Genomic DNA, 19,085 nt, shown 5'->3' with positions numbered 1-19,085 from the left:
TTAAGTTGGAATTTTTATAGATGTTTGGATGGCTTTTTAATAATTGCTTTTTATAATAATTAGTATGGGGGTCATACTAATTTCACTCAGGGATTACCTACTTGTTAGCTGTATATTGCGTTAGCAACAAAAATTTTCGTAAGTCTCGCTCTTGTCTCATTACGTGCAAAATATATACTTTATTGTTATCTTTTTTGTAAAATATACGACAAGGATTCACGACCAGTTCAAGATAATTTAGGTTAGCTAACTCAATTGGTTTTTTACCTGATTCAGGAAAGGGTTTGAGACGTTCAACTTTTTCAAATATTTTGGAAACCAATTTTTTCGCTGACTGCAAATTGCTTAATGCGATATATTCAGCGATATCGTTAAGATCATCCAAAGCTGGATTAGTCCAAATTATTTCAGCCATTTATTCATTTTATCTTTAGCTTCAACATTCGACATGGTTTCACCACGACTTATTGCCTGCTCTCCTTTTGCAAGAGACTCAAGAATTTGCATACGCTTTTGCATAAATTCATAATCATCAACATCTACTAAGTATGCAGATGGTTGTCCATGTTCAGTTATCAACACAGGTTCTTTAGAGGAATGAAGTTCAGATAATATCTTCGTTGCTTGACGCTTCAATGTTGTTACTAGTTCTACTCTCATAATAATCCCCAAACAAATGTATCACTATAGTAGCACCGAGTAGCCAACTTGGGAAATACAACTAACGAGGCTGTATAACCACTAAAATCAATTAAAAAGGGAGCACCTAACGTCAACCCTGCTCACTTTTAAACTATTAGGTACTTCTCATTATATGCCTTTGTAGAAATTGAAATACACACCACGTTACGCTATAAAAACATAGCTATAGGTTGGATAAATGGTGAAGACATGCCATCCGACAATTAATTTATGAATATAAATAAGCGATTATTACGTTGGCATAGCTCTGCCAGCAAAAGCTTCTCTTAAAAAACCAAAGCTTTATAAAATCTCTACCACCACATATTCGTGGGCTTTACCTGCAATTGTTAACGTAATTTCATCATCAATCTGTTTATTTAGTAACTGCTTACCCATTGGTGCGCCGGGTGTTACAACAGCAATTGCGTGCTGTTTAACGTTTACTGTTAAACCACCAGCTGCGGGGCCTAAATAAAACCATTTTTGGGCTGCGTTATCATCTTCTAAACACACCAGCGAACCGATAGCTATTTTGTCGGTTGGTTTTTCGTTAAAGGCAGGTTCGAACAATTCTATACTTTTATAGCAATCGTTTACGCGCTGGGCTTGGCCTTGTGCTAAATAAGCGGCTTCGAGCCCTAGGGTATCGTATTTATTTTCGGCTATGTTTTCTTCATGTGTGGCGGTGTCGTGCGCAGTTTTTGCCGCTACTTTTGCTGTTGTAAGCTGCGCTTCTAGCGCAAAGCGAAGATGTTCGATAACGTGGGTTTTATTCATGGGGATTAGTACAATACAGGCTGTAAAAATAAGGCAGCTAGTTTAACATTTTTGCGGGGCTTAAAACCATTGTTTTAAACCCCGCAAGTTTGGTGGGAATACTTGCGGAACTTAAATTTGCATTAAACAAACAAAGGGCCGTTGGTTGGTGCAGCTCTTTGCTTGTGTTTTATTAAAAACCTTATGGCATATCTAATAATGTTTGCGTGTGGGCATCTACTTTAACTTCGTAGTTTTTAGCGCTTAAGCCCAATAGCTCCGGCAAGGTTGCCGCTATACAAATAGACGAGAACGTACCCACTACAATGCCGGTAAATAATGCAATAGCAAAGCCTTGCAGTGGTGCACCTGCAAGCAACCAAACGCTCGCAACCGTTGCAAGTGTGGTACCCGACGTTATTAAGGTACGTGTTAGTGTACTTTTAATCGCATTATTAATAATAGTTGCTGGGCTAAGTATATTGTTTGATTGAACACGTAAAAGCTCGCGCACTCTATCCCCTACTATTATTGAGTCGTTAAGTGAGTAACCAATAATCGCCAGTAAACTTGCCAGCACGGTTAGGTTAAACTCAATTTGTAATAGTGAAAATAACCCAAGTACAAGTATTAAATCGTGGACTAGCGCTACCACAGAGCCGAGTGCTAAGCGCCATTCAAAACGCACTGCAAGGTAAATCATTACCGCAATCATTGCAGCAAACATTGCTAAACAGCCTTGATCAAATAACTCATCGCCCACTTGTGAGCCAATATAAGCTGACGATAATACCTGTGCGTTTATATAATCGTTTTGTGTAACGGCGCTTTGCCAATCAGGGCTATTAGCTGTTGTTGATGTAGTTGATGCACTTGGCGCTTCTCTTAATTGAAAATGACTATTACCTTGCGCGGTTAGCTCAAACTCACCGTTGTGATTTTTAGCAATAAACGATTGAAGCTCTTTTAGCTCAACACTTTGGCTAGTTGTAAACTCAGTTAAATAACCGCCAGTAAAATCTAGGCCAAAATTTAGACCTTTTTGCGTAAGCGTAAATACGGATAGCAGCACTAAAATGGCACTTAAAAGCATACCCATAAAGCGTAAACGTGTGCCCTTTTCACCTTTCAAAAAATAATTAAGCATGTGCTTTTTCTCCTACTTTTTTACCCATTTTTAAATACAACGTTTGGCTTAATATTTTTGATACGTACACACCTGTAAATACAGACGTTAAAAGCCCCAGTGCGAGTGTAATGGCAAAACCTTTAACGGGCCCATAGCCTATGCCGTATAAGATAAGTGCGGTGATCATGGTGGTTATATTGGCATCAAATATTGTATTTGCGGCTTGTTTATAACCCTCTTGAATAGCTTGATATGGTGCACGGCCTTGGCGACGTTCTTCTTTAATGCGTTCAAATATTATTACGTTAGTGTCTACCGCCATACCTATGGTTAGCACCAAGCCTGCAATACCCGGAAGCGTTAACACAACCCCTGGTAATAATGACATTAAGCCCACAAGCGACGTTAAATTTAATATAAGTGCTACGTTTGCAATAAGGCCTAAACGGCGATACCAAAGCGCCATAAATGCAAGGGTAATACCCATGCCTAACATAAGCGCGGCTAAGCCATTACTAATATTTTCGCTGCCGAGGCTTGGCCCTATTGTTTGTTCGTGCACAATTGTAACGGGCGCTGTAAGCGAGCCTGCACGTAGTAATAATGCCAGATCGGCTGCGGCTTGTTGGCTTTTCATATTGGTAATACTAAAACGCGAACTTAAATGCTGAGCAATATTGGCAACATTAATAACTTCGCTTTTTTTAACGACTTCGCCTTTAGCGTTTTGAGAATATTCAGAGTAAACCGTCGCCATTGGCTTACCAATATTGGCTTTTGAAAACGCCGACATTGCATCCCCGCCTTGGCCGTCTAGGCTTAGTTGTACCAATGGTTTACCCCAATCGTCGCGGCCTATGTTTGCATTATTAATATGATCGCCTGTAAAAATTGGCACAGGATCGAGCTTTATCGTTCCGCCCGATTGCATATTAAATGTTTGCCCGCCAATTTCTTTTAATTGATAAAAACCAAGCGATGCTGTTGCACCAATAATACGTTTTGCTTCGGTTGGATCTTGCACGCCTGGTAGCTCTATACGAATGCGGTGCTTTCCTTGGCGCTGTGTTACCGATTCGTTAATGCCTAACTCTTCAATACGTGAACGAAGGGTTGTGAGTGTTTGCCCCATTACTTCTTTATCAAAGCTGCTGCGGCCTTGCTCTGAATAACTAAATTTGGCAGTTTTAACGCTGCCGTTATTGCTTGTTACAACGGCTAAATTAGCAAATCGGCTTTGTAGCTCTTCAATAACGGGGGTTAACTTGTCGGTTGCATTAGGCAATGCGTTTATTTCAAACCCGTGCTGAGTTTGCTGCGCTTTTACGCCATGTGCTTTTTGTTTAATGATGATTGATTTAGCTTGTTGATACGCACTGACTAATTGCTCATCAACGGCTTTATCTAAATCTACGTCTAGTACAAATAGCACACCGCCATTTAAATCAAGGCCCAGCTTTATTGGTGATAAACCAAAATCTTGTAACCATGTTGGGCTGGTTGCATGCTCAACAATTTTAACTTGCATGTTTGGGTATTGCGCTTTTATAGCCGCTTGCGCCTGAGCGCTTTTAGTTGGCTCGTTTAAAAGTACATTAATAGTCGATTGCTTATCTAAACCCTGCTCAACCTCTAGCCCTTGTTTATTTAAAAAAGTAACTAGCGTTTTAGTGCTCGGTAAAGATTGCGTTTCGCTGTGCGGAGCAGCACTGATGTGCAACCACGATTTATTTGGGTATAAATTTGGTAATGCGCTGATAGCTAATAAAACCAATACTATTAGCATGGCTATATAGCTTAATTTGAACTTAGCCGTAGACGGCTTTTTATCTTTTTTAAAACTTAACATGTTGAATCCTTATTGCCAGCAAAGCTAGCGACGTACTTTTTAAAAGCACAATTAATCTGCAGGCTAAAACTTTAAAAGTTAAAACCTAATAAAATTAAATAAGGAAAATTAAGCGTGGTAGGTAGTTACAGCTTTGTAGAGTAAGTTAACGTCTTTCCAGCCACTCAAGCGCGACTTTTTACTATTAGTTACAAACGTATACCAAGGCTGTATAGGATTAATCGCTCTTGGTCGTAAGAATATATGCCTAATAAAATTTTGAGCAAAAAATTCAAAAACCACATCGTATTCTGGCTCACTTTGAACAGTGTGCAAAAACAATGATGAATTATTGGCAGTTAACCTTGGTTGGTGCGCGTCAAAATCGGTTTGATGCGTTTTTTTATGCTGCGTAGTATCTACAGACTTACTAATAGGCTGTATTTTAGTTAAATCGCCAATATCAGTAAGCGAAACCTGCGTACTAACATTGATATTTAAATTTTGTGAGGCGCCCATAGCATTGCTCTGCACACTAAAAAGTGCAGCAAGTAGCAAAAAGGCAGTTAAAAACACTCTAAATTTAAACATTCACGTTTTAAAACTAAAATAAGGGATGCGTAGTATATAAGGGCTAGTATTTGAAATACAATAGTCCTTAGCTATTTACTATCTAATTTAATTTTACTGAGACTTTTAATGCGCCCCAGACAAAGCAGTGAAAAACGACCAGACGCCATGAATTTACGCCAAAGTGTAAAAACACTGTGGCCCTACCTTACAAAATTTAAAGGCCGTGTTTTTATTGCACTTATGGCGCTTATAGGCGCAAAAGGTGCCACGCTTTTAATGCCTTGGGCGCTTAAAGAAATAATAGACTCGGTAGATAAGTCGATTAACCCACTGTTAGTTATTCCTGCTTTATTGTTATTGATGTACGGTGCGCTTCGTTTTGCTAGCGTATTTTTAGGTGAAATAAGAGATGCTGTATTTTCTCGCGTAACCGAGCACGCCATGCGCGATATTGGTTTAAAGGTATTTAAGCATTTGCATTCACTTGAGCTGGCTTTTCATTTAGATAGGCAAACCGGTGGCATTAGCCGCGATATAGAACGCGGTACTAGCGGGTTAAGTTTTTTAATGCGTTTTTTAATGTTTAACATTGTGCCTACTTTGTTTGAAATACTGACCGTTGCGATTATTTTTGGCACGTTGTTTTCTGTTTGGTTTGCGCTTATTACATTACTGGCAGTCGCTATTTATATTACCTTTACTGTGGTGGTTACTCAGTGGAGAAACCGCTTTATTAGAGAAGCAAATGCTGCCGACAATCAAAGTAATACCCGCGCCATAGACAGCCTACTTAATTACGAAACGGTAAAGTATTTTAATAATGAGCAGTTTGAAGCAAAAACATACGACACCTTTTTAGCAAACTGGGAAAAAGCCCGTTTGAAAAATAGAATGTCGTTGCTCGCCCTCAACTCAGGCCAAGCACTTATTATTGCCAGTGCTATTACCGCGTTAATGTGGTTGGGCTCAACCGAAGTAGTTGCAGGCACGCTTTCTATTGGTGAACTTGTAATGATTAACGCGTATATGATTCAGCTATTTTTACCGCTTAACTTTTTAGGTTTTGTGTACCGCGAAATAAGGCGTGCGCTAACCGACCTTGAAAACATGCTTGGGCTACTTAACAAAAAACCACAAATAACCGATGCACTTAATGCTAAAGAGCTCAATATTAGCCAAGGTGAAATAACATTTAATAATGTAAATTTTAGTTACGATACCCATCGCCCTATTCTTAATAACCTTAGCTTTAGCGTTAAAGCAGGCAGTAAAGTAGCCATTGTTGGTGCCAGCGGAGCTGGTAAAAGCTCATTAGCGCGACTGCTTTATCGTTTTTATGATGTAAGCGCCGGTGAAATTAGTATCGATAATCAAGCAATAAACTCAGTAACACTTAATAGTTTACGAAAAGCCATTGCTATTGTGCCGCAAGACACTGTGCTGTTTAACACCACAATTCGTGAAAATATCGCTTACGGTAGACCATCAGCAAGCGATGCTGAAATTGACGAAGCCATTGCTATGGCGCATTTAAAAGACTTTATAGCAACACTTGATAAAGGCGATAAAACGCTGGTTGGTGAACGTGGTTTAAAAGTATCTGGCGGCGAAAAACAACGTATTGCCATTGCACGCGCTATTTTGAAAAAGTCCCCTATTTTAATTTTTGATGAAGCAACATCTGCACTCGATTCTCATTCTGAGCAAGCAATACTCGCAGCAATGCGTGAAGTTGCCAGTAACCATACGAGCGTTGTTATTGCTCATCGCCTTTCTACTATTACCGATGCAGACACTATTATTGTGCTCAAAGCCGGAAAAATTATTGAGCAAGGTAAGCACGACGAGTTACTTACACTCGCCGGAGAATATGCCCGTATGTGGGAGCTTCAGCATAAAAAATAAATAGTGTGTGCCCCCTCTTAGCTCGGATACTTTCAAGTATTCGAGCTAAATAAAGCTTTTATAGCGCCTATTAGCCTTTCTCTTTTCCTCTATATTAGTTTTATCGAGCACTGTGGTGATTCACCTCAAAAGGTTTGTTTGTATGATTAATATCAATAACAATCGATAAGTTAAATATTCGTAACAATAAAAATGATTCACTGCTGCTTTAATTCAATCAGTGATACTCAGGAGTAAGTAATGAAAAAGAGTTTAATTGCCGCAGCACTAGCTGCCACATTTATTACCGGTTGTTCAGAGCCGCAAACAACAAAAACAGACGAGCAACAACCTAAAGTAGCCACTGCAGCAGTAACAGAAAAAGCAGAGTTAGGTAGTTTTGGTGTTGACCTAACAGCACGTAACGAAGCCGTTAAACCAGGCGATGATTTTTTTATGTATGCCAGTGGCACGTGGTATGACAACTACGTAATGCCTGCAGATAAAACCCGCTACGGTGCATTTTCAGGATTAGCTGAGCGCAGTGAAGACGATGTTAAAGCTATTATTGAAGAAATAGCCGCACGTAAAGATTTAAACGCAGAAGAAAAACTCGTCGCTGATTTTTACAATGCGTATATGGATACCGAAACACTTAATAAACTAGGTGTAGCGCCTATCAAGCCATTGTTAAGTGAAATTAGTGATATATCGTCGACTGACGATTTAGCTGAAATGTTTGGTAAGTCTTGGTTAACCGGTAATAAAGCCCCTTTTGGCGGCGGTATGTGGTTTAATCGCCTAGACCCTAACAAATATGAAATGTCACTAGGTGCGGGTGGGTTAGGCTTACCAGATCGCTCTTACTACCTTGAAGACGCTGAGCGCTTTGTTAAAACCCGTACAGCTTATGTTGCCCACATTGCTGACATGCTTGAGTTTGCAGGCACTGAAAATGCAACTGAACGTGCTCAAGCTATTTTAGACCTTGAAACCAAAATTGCACAAGGTCACTGGCCTCGCGAAAAGCGCCGTAATCGTGATTTAACGCTAAACCAAATTGAACGCGCCGATTTAAGCACTGCTTACCCTGGCTTTAACTGGGATTTATATTTTGCGCAAACAGGTTATAAAGTACCTCAGTTAAATGTCTCTCAGCCTGAACCTATAAAAGCGATGATTGAGCTAATCAATCAAGAAGATATTGCAGTATGGAAAGACTACCTAACGTATCACGCTATTAGCGGTAACGCAGGTTTACTATCAGAAGACGTATTTAATACTAACTTTGCTTTTTTTGGTAAAGAACTAAACGGACAGCAAGAGCCTCGCCCTCGTTGGAAACGTGCAATAAGTGAAATGTCGGGCACAAGTTCGCTTGGTTTTGCTATTGGTAAAATATACGTAGCGCGTTACTTCCCTGAGTCATCAAAACAACAAATGTCAGAGCTGGTTGAAAACCTACGTACAGCCCTTGGTGAACGTATTGATAATCTAGAATGGATGGGCGATGAAACTAAAGTAAATGCGCGCGCTAAGCTTGCTGCATTTGTACCAAAAATTGGTTACCCCGATGTTTGGCAGTCTTATGAAGGTTTAAGCATTACTAAAAACGATTTGATTGGTAATGTGAAAAACATGCGTGAGTTTTTCCACGCAGAAAGTGTTGAAAAAGAGCTACAAAAAACAGACCGTAACCGCTGGGGCATGACGCCACAACGCGTAAACGCTTACTACAATAGCTCGTTTAATGAAATTGTATTTCCGGCTGCGATATTACAACCGCCGTTTTTCGATCCAAATGCCGATCCGGCTGTAAACTATGGCGGTATTGGCGCTGTAATTGGTCATGAAATGGGTCATGGATTTGACGATCAAGGTTCAAAATCAGACGAAAACGGTGTGCAACGTAATTGGTGGACTGATGCTGACCGCGCTGCATTTGACAAAAAAGCCGATCAACTGGCTGCGCAGTACAGTAAATACGAGCCAATTGAAGGTAATTTTGTTAATGGTCGAAATAGCCTTGGCGAAAACATTGGTGATGTAGGTGGGTTATCAATGGCCTATCACGCTTACAAGCTAAGTTTAAATGGTAAAGAAGCGCCTGTTATTGACGGCGTTACTGGGGATCAACGTTTCTTCCTTGCGTGGGCACAAGTATGGAAAGAAAAACGTACTGAGCAAAGCATGCTTAACCAACTGCGTGGTGGCACACATGCCCCAGGTCGCTTTAGAGCACAAGCGCCGCGTAACCACGATGCATGGTACAAAGCGTTTGATGTAAAACCAGGCGATGAGTTATACCTTCCTGAAGATGAACGTGTACGTATTTGGTAAGTAATATATGAGGCTATTAATTTGCCTCGTTTAATTTTATTACTCAATTAGGCAACTCATTAAATAAGTTGCCTTTTTATTTGATTAAATTTGCTCTGAAAACCCCCTTTAAATCAGCGCCAAAACGCCTCAATATAATGCACTTTAGATGGACTTTAAACGCTACAGTTTTAATCGGCTTTAATACTTACTAGCCCTTGAATGCATTTACCTTTAGAATACGCATTATAATTTTATTCTATTATTTACATATATTAAGGCGAAACGCAGATGGGAAGAGCTTACCAAAACAAAAAAGATTCAATGGCTAAGACTGCGGGTGCTAAAACTAAAGTTTATTCTAAGTACGGCAAAGAAATTTATATTTGTGCAAAAAACGGCGGTGTAGATCCAGATGGTAACTTATCATTACGTCGTTTAATTGAACGCGCTAAAAAAGACCAAGTACCAGCACACGTTATTGACCGCGCAATCGACAAAGCAAAAGGTGGCGGCGGCGAAGACTACTCAGCAACACGTTACGAAGGTTACGGCCCAGGTAACTGTATGATTATTGTTGATTGTTTAACAGACAACAACAAGCGTACCTTTGCTGATGTACGTGTTTGTTTTACCAAAGCAAATGCTAAAATTGGTGCTCAAAACTCTGTTTCACATTTATTTGATCACCTTGCTATTTTTGTATTTGACGGTGATGACGACGAAGCAGTACTTGAAGCATTAATGATGGCTGATGTTGATGTAACTGACGTAGAAGTTGATGACGGTAAAGTTACTGTTTTTGCTCCTCACACAGAGTACAACAACACACGTACAGCGCTTGAAGAAATGGGTGTGACTGAGTTTGACGAAGACCTAATTAGCTTTGTGCCACAAATTGAAACGCCGATTGAGGGCGAAGACGTTGAAGTTATGGAACGCTTTTTAGCAATGTTAGAAGATTGCGACGACGTACAAAACGTTTACCATAACGCGCAATTCTAAAACCTGATTTACTAAGTTAGAACGACTTTAAGCCAACAGCTATGTTGGCTTTTTCATTTTTAGAACATGGTATTAATATGAACTCCCTTAAAGAGCTTAAAAGTGGCAAACTTGCTGGTACTACTCACCTGCAATTAGTAGAAGAGTTAACAATATTCCCGGAAGAGATTTTTAGCTTAGCTGACACGCTCGAAGTACTCGATTTATCAAATAATAACTTATCAACACTACCTGATGAATTTGCCTGTTTAACTCGTCTTAAGCGAGTATTTTTATCGTTTAATCAGTTTAAGCATATTCCTGCGGTTTTAGCTAAATGCCCTGCTCTAATTATGGTTGCGTTTAAAGGTAACCAAATTTCTGAATTTGCTTTAAACAGCCTGCCAAAAAATATTGAGTGGCTAATACTCACCGATAATACGTTAAGCGAATTGCCTGAAGACTTTGGTAATTACACCCAGCTTAAAAAGCTCGCGCTTGCGGGCAATCAACTTAAGCAACTGCCAAGTAGCATGGCGCAGTGTAAAAACCTTGAGCTTGTTAGGCTCTCTGCTAATAACTTAACACACGTAGACGACTGGCTGTTTGAACTGCCTAAACTTGCTTGGCTTGCGTTTGCCGGTAACGATTTTAATAAAGCCCAGTGCCTTACAAAGTGCAGCTTAGAGAACAAACCGCTTAACGATTACACACTTAGTCATGTTATTGGCCAAGGTGCATCGGGCGTTATTCATTTAGCACAAGCTGCTGATAGCGCTGTAGCGATTAAATTATTTAAAGGTGCAATTACCAGCGACGGCTACCCGCTTGATGAAGTAAATTGCTGCTTACAAGCAGGCGATCACGCTAATTTAATTAAGGTACTTGCCTACATAGAGCAAAGTGATCAGCTAGGTTTAGTGATGGAGCTAATAGATAAAAGCTTTACTAATTTAGGCCTGCCTCCAAGCCTTGAAACCTGTACGCGTGATACCTTTAATGATGATTGCCATTACTCAACTCACGCTATTTTAAAAATTGCACAGCAAATGGTAAATACACTGCATCACTTACATGTTCGTAAAGTAAGTCACGGCGACATTTATGCGCATAACACTATGGTTAACCAAAACCATGACGTTCTGTTTGGTGATTTTGGTGCTGCAACTAATTTAACGATGCTAAGTGAGTATCAACAAAAGCAACTAGAGTGGATAGAAGTAAGAGCTTTGGGCTGTTTAATTGAAGACTTATTAGGCACGGTAACCGGCGATGATAGGCAAAGTGAGCTATTTGGTGAAATGTCCGATATGGCAAAGTGTGCTATGCAACCTTCATTAAATCAAAGACCTACATTTACTGAGTTATTAGAAGAGCTGAACATATAATTGAGTAGAGTCATAAAAAAAGAGCAACGTTTAACACGTTGCTCTTTTTTTAGTTTATGTTTATTCAATTAAGCAAACTCATTTAGTACGCTTAAACGGATAAACCTGTTGCTTAAGCATACCTACCGGCATGTAATCCCCAACTACGCCATATGCTTCAGGCCACTCTTTTTGACCTTTAACAGCAGTACCAAACGCATAATCTAAAAACGAGAAATGCGCAGCGTAGTTGCGGTCAATTGCGGCTTTATCTGACGCATGATGCCAATGATGAAACTGCGGTGTGACCATAAAATATTTAAGCCAACCAAATTTAACTCTTACGTTTGCATGGTTAAACACTGCCTGTAAACCCACAATAATTACGTACAAACTAATTATTTGCTGTGAAAATCCAAGTACAAATATCGGTGTAAGCACTAAGCTGCGTGTTATTAGTATTTCAAGAATATGCTGGCGAGAACCCGCTAACCAATCCATTTCTTTAGCGCTGTGATGTACGCCATGAAAGCGCCATAACAAAGGAATTTCGTGATAGGCACGATGCACCCAGTACTGCATTAAATCAGCCACGAGTATTATTAAAAACAGCTGCGCAACAAATGGTATTTGTTCAATAACGCCTTGAATTGTTGATGATACAGCCCAACCAAAACCATAATGTACAAAATGGTTAGTAACAAGTAATACAAAACCAATAATTAAATGATTTACAAAAAAGTGGTTTAAATCACCTCTCCACTCACTACGCAATATTTTTTGCTCTTTTCGATGCGGTAATAGCTTTTCAATCACAATAAATATAAGTGTTGAACCGAGTAAATCTAAAATAAACCAATCAAGCCCTATATAGGGTGTATTCGTTGCAAACTCGTTAACCTCAACGTTAGGGCCGCCAAACATAATAGCTAATGTAATAAAACACCATGCTGTAGCACCTAAACGCTTATTAGTATTACGTACAAAGTTAAGTAACCCTAAACTGCCAGATATTAGCAATGCTGCAAACATAAGCTGACGCAAAAAACTAACATCGTAGCTTTTGCGTAGTTCTGGTGTGGTTAAGTATTCCGGAAAGTGAAACGCTAATACGCCTAAGCAACTCAGTATTGCTAAAAAGCAGGCTATGTAGCCACTTATGTTGCCCTCACCTATCTGAAGATGATTTGTGCGAAATACCTTTCGTGATAAAGCTCTGATCATTTTTATTATTCCTTGCTTCGTTGAGTTGATTAAATACAACGAAATTCCATTGATTTACACACCCACATATTAACAAAATTTAGGGTATAAAAAATACAAATAGTTCCCTCCATAGTCTGAGTTGCAAATATACAGATAAACCAAACGCAAAAAAGCCACGCAATGCGTGGCTTGGTTGGATAAAGCTAAAACTTTACATCATTAGGGCTGTATTATAAAAACGCACCTAATGCTTTAACTTGGTCTAACATGCGGTTTGAGAAACCCCATTCGTTGTCGTACCAAGCCATTACTTTAACTAGATTGCCATCGGCTTTAGTTTGCGTTGCATCAAAGATAGATGACGCTGGGTTATGGTTAAAGTCGATAGAAACAAGCGGAAGCTCATTATATTGTAAAATATCTTTCATTGAACCCGTTGACGCTTCTTTCATGATTGCATTGATTTCTTCTGCAGTCGTATCGCGCTTAGTAATAAACGTAAAATCAACTAAAGATACGTTGATTGTTGGTACACGTACCGACATACCGTCTAATTTACCAGCAAGTTCTGGTAGTACTAAACCAACAGCTGCCGCAGCACCTGTTTTAGTTGGGATCATAGATTGAGTTGCACTACGAGCACGGTATAGATCTGGGTGGTATACGTCAGATAGGTTTTGATCATTCGTATAAGAATGAATCGTTGTCATACTCCCCTTTTCAATACCTACTGTGTCGTTTATTGCTTTTGCTAGTGGTGCTAAACAGTTAGTAGTACACGATGCATTTGAGATGATTTGGCTATCAGCGTTAATTACATCGCTGTTTACACCATGAACCACTGTTGCATCCATATCTTTACCTGGAGCAGAAACGATTACTTTTTTAGCACCCGCTGTAATGTGCTTAGCAGCGTCATCACGTTTAGTGAAAAAACCAGTACATTCTAAAACGATATCGACGTTTAGTGCTTTCCACGGTAAATTTGCAGGGTCGCGTTCTTGCGTTAACGTAATTACGTCATCGTCAATTAACATGGTGTTATTTTCAAGTGTTACTTTTTTTGAAAATTGACCATGAACTGAGTCATATTGCGTTAAATGTGCATTTACGTTAGCTGGTGCTAAATCGTTAATTGCTACAATTTTAATTTCGCTGTTTTGAGCTGACTCATAAAGTGCACGTAAAACATTTCTACCGATACGGCCGTAACCGTTAATTGCTACATTAATCATTTTAGACTCCTATTTAAGTTCACTTGCTTGGCGAGCAAGCGCTTCAATTGCTTGCCAGTCTTTATTTTCAATTAGTTGTTTATCTAGCATCCACGTACCACCAACACAAATAACGTTGTTAAGCGCTAAATAGTTCGGTGCAGTTGCTAGGCTAATGCCGCCAGTTGGGCAAAAAGTAATATGTGGTAATGGGCCACCGATTGATTTAAGCATTGCTGTTCCGCCTGCAGCTTCTGCAGGGAAGAATTTTAAATACTTAAAACCATGCGACGCAAGTTGCATAACTTCACTTGCAGTTGCAGCGCCTGGTAAAAATGGTATATCTGATGTTTTAGCCAAAGCAATAAGCTCATCGCTCACACCTGGACTCACCATAAAATCTGCACCTGCGGCAACCGAAAGATCAAAACTTGCTTTATCTACTACCGTACCAGTACCTACATAGGCTTCAGGTACTTCTGCTTTCATCAGCTTTACAGCTTCTGCAGCAATAGGTGTACGTAGTGTTATTTCTAAGGCTTTTAAGCCACCGTTATATAACGCTCTTGCAAGTGGTGCTGCATCTTCTAATTTTTCGATTACAACCACTGGCACCACGGGTGCCGATGCTAAGATTTTTTCAATACTCATTACTTGTTCCTCATTACCCAGTATGGCTAATATTTATTCAAGTCCAAAAGCACTCGCGCCTAAATCGGCACTGCTTACGATATTTCTAAATCCAGTAAATAATTCGCGACCTGTACCAAATGTTGCACTTGGCAGGCTAAGTTCTGCTTCACGTTTAGCAAGTTCTTCGTCGCTAACGTGTACTTTTAATATTCCGTTTGGCGCATCAAGTGTCACTAAATCACCTTCTCGGATTTTAGCAATAATGCCGCCTTCTACTGCCTCTGGTGCTAAGTGAATAGCAGCTGGTACTTTACCTGATGCACCCGACATACGACCGTCAGTAACAATGGCTACTTTAAAGCCTTCATCTTGAAGCGTTGCCATTACTGGCGTTAATTTATGTAGCTCTGGCATACCTTTCGCTTTAGGGCCTTGCTCTTTTAGCACGGCAATGAAGTCTTGGTTTAATTCGCCACGCGTGTATGCATCTTGCAGAGCACTTTGTGAGCTAAACACTTTCGCAGGAGCAGTAACAACCTGATGTTCAATAGCAACAGCTGACACTTTAATAACAGCTTTACCTAAGTTACCCGTTAGAAGTTGCAAACCACCTTGCTTACTAAAAGGGTTACTCACTGGACGAAGTACTTCTTCGTCATGAGAATTTGCTGGGCAATCTACCCATTTAACTTTAGTTGGGCCGGTTGAGTTGCTCATGATCAGACTATCGTCTTTATCCAAACGAGGCTCTGTCATGTAAGGTGCTAAACCATCGCCTAGCATTGTTTTAACGTCTGTGTGTAAGTAACCAGCGCTTGCTAGCTCTCGCATTAAGAAACCCATACCGCCGGCTGCTTGGAAGTGGTTTACATCTGCAGAGCCGTTAGGGTAAATACGTGTAAGTAGTGGTACAACTTCAGATAAATCAGACATATCTTTCCACGTAACCTGAATGCCCGCCGCTTTTGCTATCGCAACAATATGAATTGCATGGTTAGTAGAACCACCTGTAGAAAGAAGACCTACTAAACCGTTTATAATCGTTTTTTCGCTGATCACATCGGCCAAACACGGGCTTTCTTTATCATCTGTAAGCTGCTTAAGCATAGTTTCTACAGCATTACCTGTAAGACCATCGCGAAGCTCAGTGTAAGGATTAATAAACGAACTACCTGGAAGGTGCAAGCCCATTATTTCCATTAACATTTGGTTTGAGTTTGCAGTACCGTAGAACGTACAAGTACCTGCGCTGTGGTAAGACGCGCTTTCAGCCTCTAATAAGTCTTCGCGACTTACTAGACCTTGTGCAAATTTTTGACGAATACGTGCTTTTTCTTTATTAGGAATACCTGATTGCATTGGACCTGCTGGTAAAAAGAACACAGGTAAATGACCAAACGACAATGCACCAATTAATAAACCCGGGACGATTTTGTCGCAAACGCCTAAACAAAAAACGCCATCAAACACATCGTGTGAAAGCGATATTGCCGTAGACATAGCAATTACATCACGAGAAAAAAGCGAAAGTTCCATGCCGTCACGCCCTTGCGTAACACCATCACACATTGCAGGAACGCCACCAGCAACTTGTGCTGTAGCATCGTATTTGGTAGCAATGTCTTTAATTAAATCTGGGTAGTCTTTGTATGGCACATGAGCCGATAGCATATCGTTATATGAGTTGATAATAGCAAGATTTGGCTGCTCATCAGCCTTTAAGCGCGCTTTGTCATCACTGCTACATGCAGCCATAACATGGGCTATATTTCCGCAACCTAAACCGGCACGAACTCTTGTTTGTTTTTTTGCGTGCGAAATACGTTCTAAATAATCTTGACGGGTATTTTTACTGCGTTCGATAACGCGCTGGGTAACTTCTTGAATACGAGGATGTAACATAATTTAACTCATCTCTATTAGTTAGAGGATAAAGGCTCAGTAGCAACTACAGACTCCACGTAAATAACTGTACTGAGCATCTTTGATTTACCCGTTCAAAGGTACGCTACCAGGGAGCCTCTCACAACAGCCCTGACACCGGTGTCACTGTATTAACGCATAGCAATGACACCGGTGTCAACCCCGGGTAACAAAAATAGTTTAATATTTTAACATGACCGAATAATGACCTAATTGATTTTTAGGCACAAAGTATATTTTAGCAAGTTCAGAGCAAAAAAAAGCCCGAATAAGCGTCACTCATATTCGGGCTACTGTGAAAGTGTTTTTAACTCACTATTTTATCGCAGAGGTAGACTCGCGTGTAATCAAGCGTGACTCAAGCGTTACCTGATACGGCTGTTCTTGCGGTTGAGCGATGTGTGAAATAAGTTGAGTTACGGCTTGTTTAGTCATCTCTTCAACGGGCTGTGCAATAGTCGTTAAACCAGGCCAAATATGACGTGCAATGGGTGCATTATCAAAGCCAGCTATTGAAATATCATCAGGCACTTTTAATTGGCGCTGGGTAGCTAATTTTAATACCGCTGCCGCCATGTAATCGTTTGATGCAAATACAGCTGTTGGCCTAGGAGATAAATCTAAAATACTGCGTGCACTATCTACACCTGAGTGATAACTAAAGTTACCCTCCTCTACTAAGCGCTCATCAAACTCTATTCCATGGCTTGCAAGTGAACGCCTGTAGCCTTTAAAGCGTTGTTGCGTGGCACTGTGATCCGGGTGCCCTTTAATAAACGCTATAGATTTATGCCCAAGGCTAATTAGATGCTCAGTAATTTCAAATGCGCCTTGCTCATCATTACTACGAACTGAAATAGAATCATCTTGAAGTAAAGCTGACGCAACTCTTGCGTAAGGAATTTTTTTAGATTTTAAAAAAGCAACAAGCTCAGCAAAATCACCAAAAGGAGGTGTTAGCACAATGCCATCTAATCGAGAAGTCTGTAGTAATTGCTCAATATTATTTATAAGGGCTTCACCACGAAACTCACAAGGGTGTATCAATAAATTATAGTTATTTTCTTTGCATGCTTCTAGAGCACCCGTTTGCACGCGAGTAATGTAGCTTTTACTTGGGTTATCGTAAAGACACCCAATAATAAAGCTACGATTTTGTGCGAGGCCTCGTGCAATTGGATTTGGGGTGTAATCGAGTTCTTTAAATACCGCAAGCACCTTTTCTCGGGTTGCAGCACTAACATTAGGCTCGTTATTTAAAACGCGTGATACGGTTTTTTTAGAAACACCAGCATGACTTGCCACACTGTTTATTGTTACTTTTTTCATCACTCTATTTTTCCAAATGCGAACAAGGAAAGCTCCTTATTTGCTGTTGTGCAAACACGCTGCGGCACCAATTAGTGGAATATTATCTTGTGTTACAAGTATTACAGGAATTTGCCCTGCGTATTGCGACATAATACCCTTTTGAGAAAATCGTTCAACAAAACGACTCTCAAGAAGTCTTGCTTGCATACGAGGCAGTATTCCACCGCCAATAAATAGTCCGCCTAAAGCACCGTAAACAACGGCTAAATCGCCAGCTACACTGCCGATCCAATCACAAAATTGATTAAGCGTTGCATCACACACAGCACATTCACCGCTATTTGCTAGACTACTTATTTGCGCAGCATCTAAATTTTTAGCTGTTACACCCTTAACCGCAGACATCGCTTTGTATAAATGCGTTATGCCAGGGCCTGAAAATACAGTTTCGATAGAAACATGGGGATGATCTTTACGTAATTCATTTAATAGTAAAGTATCGAGTTCATTAACTGGTGCAAGCGATATATGCCCCCCTTCTGAACTTAAAACAGCGGTAGATTGCGACGTTCTAACTAAGCACGCGGCACCAAAACCAGTACCGGGACCTATAACACCAATGTTTGCATTATCATCAGCTTGGCCTGATTTAACAATGACATTTTGTTTAGGATCTAAGTAAGGAGCCGCATATGCAAAAGCAGCAAAATCGTTAATGACCTCTAGTTGCTGTAAATCAAAATGAGTTTTAAATTCACTAACACTAAAATGCCAACCTAAATTGGTTAAATGTACCTGCCCAGCTTTTATTGGACCTGCAACGGCTAAACATGCGCGTTTAGGTGTAATATGCGAGACTGTTTGTAAATATTGCTCAAGCGCACTTTCAAGTGAACCAAAATTAGCACTAGGAAAAATATTAATGTGCTCTATTACAAATTGGTTAGTATGTTCATTAAAAGCAGTTATTAAAGCAAAGCGGGCATTAGTGCCCCCAACATCAGCAACTAAGATGGGATCAAATTGGGCAGAAGAGTTTAGGCTCATAGTATTATCTCTTTTGTTAAGCGACTCGTGCTTATTATTTTACAATGGTATACCATTGTTATTTATACTTTGAGCTATCACCTCAAAGTAGCTATCACAGTAAAAAATGCTGCCTATAAAATATATAAACAGCGAATACGTTTTGACAACAAAATGATAAAACATTTATATTATGACACCGGTGTCAGCCGTTTATCAATAAAAATATACGTTAATTCACAAAAAGC

17 protein-coding genes are annotated in these 19,085 nt (G+C 40.0%); 5 read left to right on the top strand and 12 right to left on the bottom strand.

What is annotated here, in order from left to right; all coding sequences use genetic code 11:
- Nucleotides 1–97: 97 nt before the first annotated feature.
- The 6 genes from CXF89_RS14605 to CXF89_RS14580 form a co-directional block, all read right to left on the bottom strand.
- Complete coding sequence (locus CXF89_RS14605) at nucleotides 98–415, bottom strand: type II toxin-antitoxin system RelE/ParE family toxin (RefSeq protein WP_010555057.1); 318 nt, start codon at nucleotides 413–415, stop codon at nucleotides 98–100.
- On the bottom strand, nucleotides 403–660 hold the full coding sequence (locus CXF89_RS14600; RefSeq protein WP_010555056.1) for a type II toxin-antitoxin system Phd/YefM family antitoxin: 258 nt from the start codon (nucleotides 658–660) through the stop codon (nucleotides 403–405). The genes CXF89_RS14605 and CXF89_RS14600 overlap by 13 nt, the downstream gene beginning before the upstream one ends.
- Before the next feature lie 324 nt (nucleotides 661–984).
- On the bottom strand, nucleotides 985–1,461 hold the full coding sequence (locus CXF89_RS14595) for a GreA/GreB family elongation factor (RefSeq protein WP_007582643.1): 477 nt from the start codon (nucleotides 1,459–1,461) through the stop codon (nucleotides 985–987).
- Nucleotides 1,462–1,642: 181 nt separating this feature from the next.
- Complete coding sequence (gene secF / locus CXF89_RS14590) at nucleotides 1,643–2,587, bottom strand: protein translocase subunit SecF (protein WP_121955011.1); 945 nt, start codon at nucleotides 2,585–2,587, stop codon at nucleotides 1,643–1,645.
- Nucleotides 2,580–4,418 (bottom strand): protein translocase subunit SecD, encoded by a 1,839-nt coding sequence (secD, locus tag CXF89_RS14585; protein ID WP_121955010.1) that lies wholly within the window; start codon nucleotides 4,416–4,418, stop codon nucleotides 2,580–2,582. Before secD ends, secF begins: the two co-directional genes overlap by 8 nt.
- Before the next feature lie 108 nt (nucleotides 4,419–4,526).
- Nucleotides 4,527–4,988, bottom strand: coding sequence for a hypothetical protein (locus CXF89_RS14580; protein ID WP_121955009.1), 462 nt, complete (start codon nucleotides 4,986–4,988; stop codon nucleotides 4,527–4,529).
- A 108-nt stretch (nucleotides 4,989–5,096) separates the two neighbouring features.
- Between CXF89_RS14580 and CXF89_RS14575 the strand changes: the two genes are divergently transcribed.
- The 4 genes from CXF89_RS14575 (at nucleotide 5,097) to CXF89_RS14560 (ending at nucleotide 11,545) form a co-directional block, all read left to right on the top strand.
- Complete coding sequence (locus CXF89_RS14575) at nucleotides 5,097–6,875, top strand: ABCB family ABC transporter ATP-binding protein/permease (RefSeq protein ID WP_121955008.1); 1,779 nt, start codon at nucleotides 5,097–5,099, stop codon at nucleotides 6,873–6,875.
- 240 nt (nucleotides 6,876–7,115) lie between these two features.
- Nucleotides 7,116–9,194 carry a M13 family metallopeptidase gene (locus CXF89_RS14570; protein WP_121955007.1) on the top strand — a complete coding sequence of 693 codons (2,079 nt, stop codon included), beginning with the start codon at nucleotides 7,116–7,118 and terminating at the stop codon, nucleotides 9,192–9,194.
- A gap of 270 nt (nucleotides 9,195–9,464) precedes the next feature.
- Entirely contained in the window at nucleotides 9,465–10,178 is a 714-nt protein-coding gene (locus CXF89_RS14565; RefSeq protein ID WP_010555049.1) for a YebC/PmpR family DNA-binding transcriptional regulator, read from the top strand.
- 41 nt (nucleotides 10,179–10,219) lie between these two features.
- A complete protein-coding gene (locus tag CXF89_RS14560) occupies nucleotides 10,220–11,545 on the top strand; it encodes a leucine-rich repeat domain-containing protein (protein WP_121955006.1) in 1,326 nt (441 codons plus the stop codon).
- Between the two features lie 78 nt (nucleotides 11,546–11,623).
- Here CXF89_RS14560 and CXF89_RS14555 read toward each other — a convergent pair whose 3' ends face one another.
- The 6 genes from CXF89_RS14555 to glk form a co-directional block, all read right to left on the bottom strand.
- A complete protein-coding gene (locus CXF89_RS14555) occupies nucleotides 11,624–12,748 on the bottom strand; it encodes a sterol desaturase family protein (protein ID WP_121955005.1) in 1,125 nt (374 codons plus the stop codon).
- 212 nt (nucleotides 12,749–12,960) lie between these two features.
- Nucleotides 12,961–13,965, bottom strand: a complete 1,005-nt coding sequence (gap, locus tag CXF89_RS14550; protein ID WP_007582622.1) for a type I glyceraldehyde-3-phosphate dehydrogenase — start codon at nucleotides 13,963–13,965, stop codon at nucleotides 12,961–12,963.
- A 9-nt stretch (nucleotides 13,966–13,974) separates the two neighbouring features.
- Nucleotides 13,975–14,595: a bifunctional 4-hydroxy-2-oxoglutarate aldolase/2-dehydro-3-deoxy-phosphogluconate aldolase gene (gene eda, locus CXF89_RS14545; RefSeq protein WP_002959756.1), complete on the bottom strand. Its 621-nt coding sequence runs from the start codon at nucleotides 14,593–14,595 to the stop codon at nucleotides 13,975–13,977.
- 33 nt (nucleotides 14,596–14,628) lie between these two features.
- The gene (edd, locus tag CXF89_RS14540; protein WP_007582619.1) at nucleotides 14,629–16,479 is read right to left on the bottom strand and encodes a phosphogluconate dehydratase; all 1,851 of its coding nucleotides are present in this window, start codon (nucleotides 16,477–16,479) and stop codon (nucleotides 14,629–14,631) included.
- A gap of 336 nt (nucleotides 16,480–16,815) precedes the next feature.
- A complete protein-coding gene (locus CXF89_RS14535; protein ID WP_010555045.1) occupies nucleotides 16,816–17,829 on the bottom strand; it encodes a LacI family DNA-binding transcriptional regulator in 1,014 nt (337 codons plus the stop codon).
- A 36-nt stretch (nucleotides 17,830–17,865) separates the two neighbouring features.
- Entirely contained in the window at nucleotides 17,866–18,858 is a 993-nt protein-coding gene (glk, locus tag CXF89_RS14530) for a glucokinase (RefSeq protein WP_010555044.1), read from the bottom strand.
- A 27-nt stretch (nucleotides 18,859–18,885) separates the two neighbouring features.
- Between glk and CXF89_RS21300 the strand changes: the two genes are divergently transcribed.
- Nucleotides 18,886–19,085: hypothetical protein (locus CXF89_RS21300; RefSeq protein WP_021032039.1), on the top strand; the 200-nt coding region annotated here is incomplete at its 3' end.

Origin of the sequence: Pseudoalteromonas sp. MelDa3 (assembly GCF_002863625.1) — a bacterium.
GTDB lineage: Bacteria > Pseudomonadota > Gammaproteobacteria > Enterobacterales > Alteromonadaceae > Pseudoalteromonas > Pseudoalteromonas arctica.
This window is presented reverse-complemented; position numbering and strand designations above follow the sequence as displayed.

Excerpts from the sequence above, each read along its gene's own strand:
- CXF89_RS14605 (WP_010555057.1), bottom strand. The coding sequence starts at position 415 with ATGGCTGAAATAATTTGGACTAATCCAGCTTTGGATGATCTTAACGAT.
- CXF89_RS14600 (WP_010555056.1), bottom strand. The coding sequence starts at position 660 with ATGAGAGTAGAACTAGTAACAACATTGAAGCGTCAAGCAACGAAGATA.
- CXF89_RS14595 (WP_007582643.1), bottom strand. The coding sequence starts at position 1,461 with ATGAATAAAACCCACGTTATCGAACATCTTCGCTTTGCGCTAGAAGCG.
- secF (WP_121955011.1), bottom strand. The coding sequence starts at position 2,587 with ATGCTTAATTATTTTTTGAAAGGTGAAAAGGGCACACGTTTACGCTTT.
- secD (WP_121955010.1), bottom strand. The coding sequence starts at position 4,418 with ATGTTAAGTTTTAAAAAAGATAAAAAGCCGTCTACGGCTAAGTTCAAA.
- CXF89_RS14580 (WP_121955009.1), bottom strand. The coding sequence starts at position 4,988 with ATGTTTAAATTTAGAGTGTTTTTAACTGCCTTTTTGCTACTTGCTGCA.
- CXF89_RS14575 (WP_121955008.1), top strand. The coding sequence starts at position 5,097 with ATGCGCCCCAGACAAAGCAGTGAAAAACGACCAGACGCCATGAATTTA.
- CXF89_RS14570 (WP_121955007.1), top strand. The coding sequence starts at position 7,116 with ATGAAAAAGAGTTTAATTGCCGCAGCACTAGCTGCCACATTTATTACC.
- CXF89_RS14565 (WP_010555049.1), top strand. The coding sequence starts at position 9,465 with ATGGGAAGAGCTTACCAAAACAAAAAAGATTCAATGGCTAAGACTGCG.
- CXF89_RS14560 (WP_121955006.1), top strand. The coding sequence starts at position 10,220 with ATGTTGGCTTTTTCATTTTTAGAACATGGTATTAATATGAACTCCCTT.
- CXF89_RS14555 (WP_121955005.1), bottom strand. The coding sequence starts at position 12,748 with ATGATCAGAGCTTTATCACGAAAGGTATTTCGCACAAATCATCTTCAG.
- gap (WP_007582622.1), bottom strand. The coding sequence starts at position 13,965 with ATGATTAATGTAGCAATTAACGGTTACGGCCGTATCGGTAGAAATGTT.
- eda (WP_002959756.1), bottom strand. The coding sequence starts at position 14,595 with ATGAGTATTGAAAAAATCTTAGCATCGGCACCCGTGGTGCCAGTGGTT.
- edd (WP_007582619.1), bottom strand. The coding sequence starts at position 16,479 with ATGTTACATCCTCGTATTCAAGAAGTTACCCAGCGCGTTATCGAACGC.
- CXF89_RS14535 (WP_010555045.1), bottom strand. The coding sequence starts at position 17,829 with ATGAAAAAAGTAACAATAAACAGTGTGGCAAGTCATGCTGGTGTTTCT.
- glk (WP_010555044.1), bottom strand. The coding sequence starts at position 18,858 with ATGAGCCTAAACTCTTCTGCCCAATTTGATCCCATCTTAGTTGCTGAT.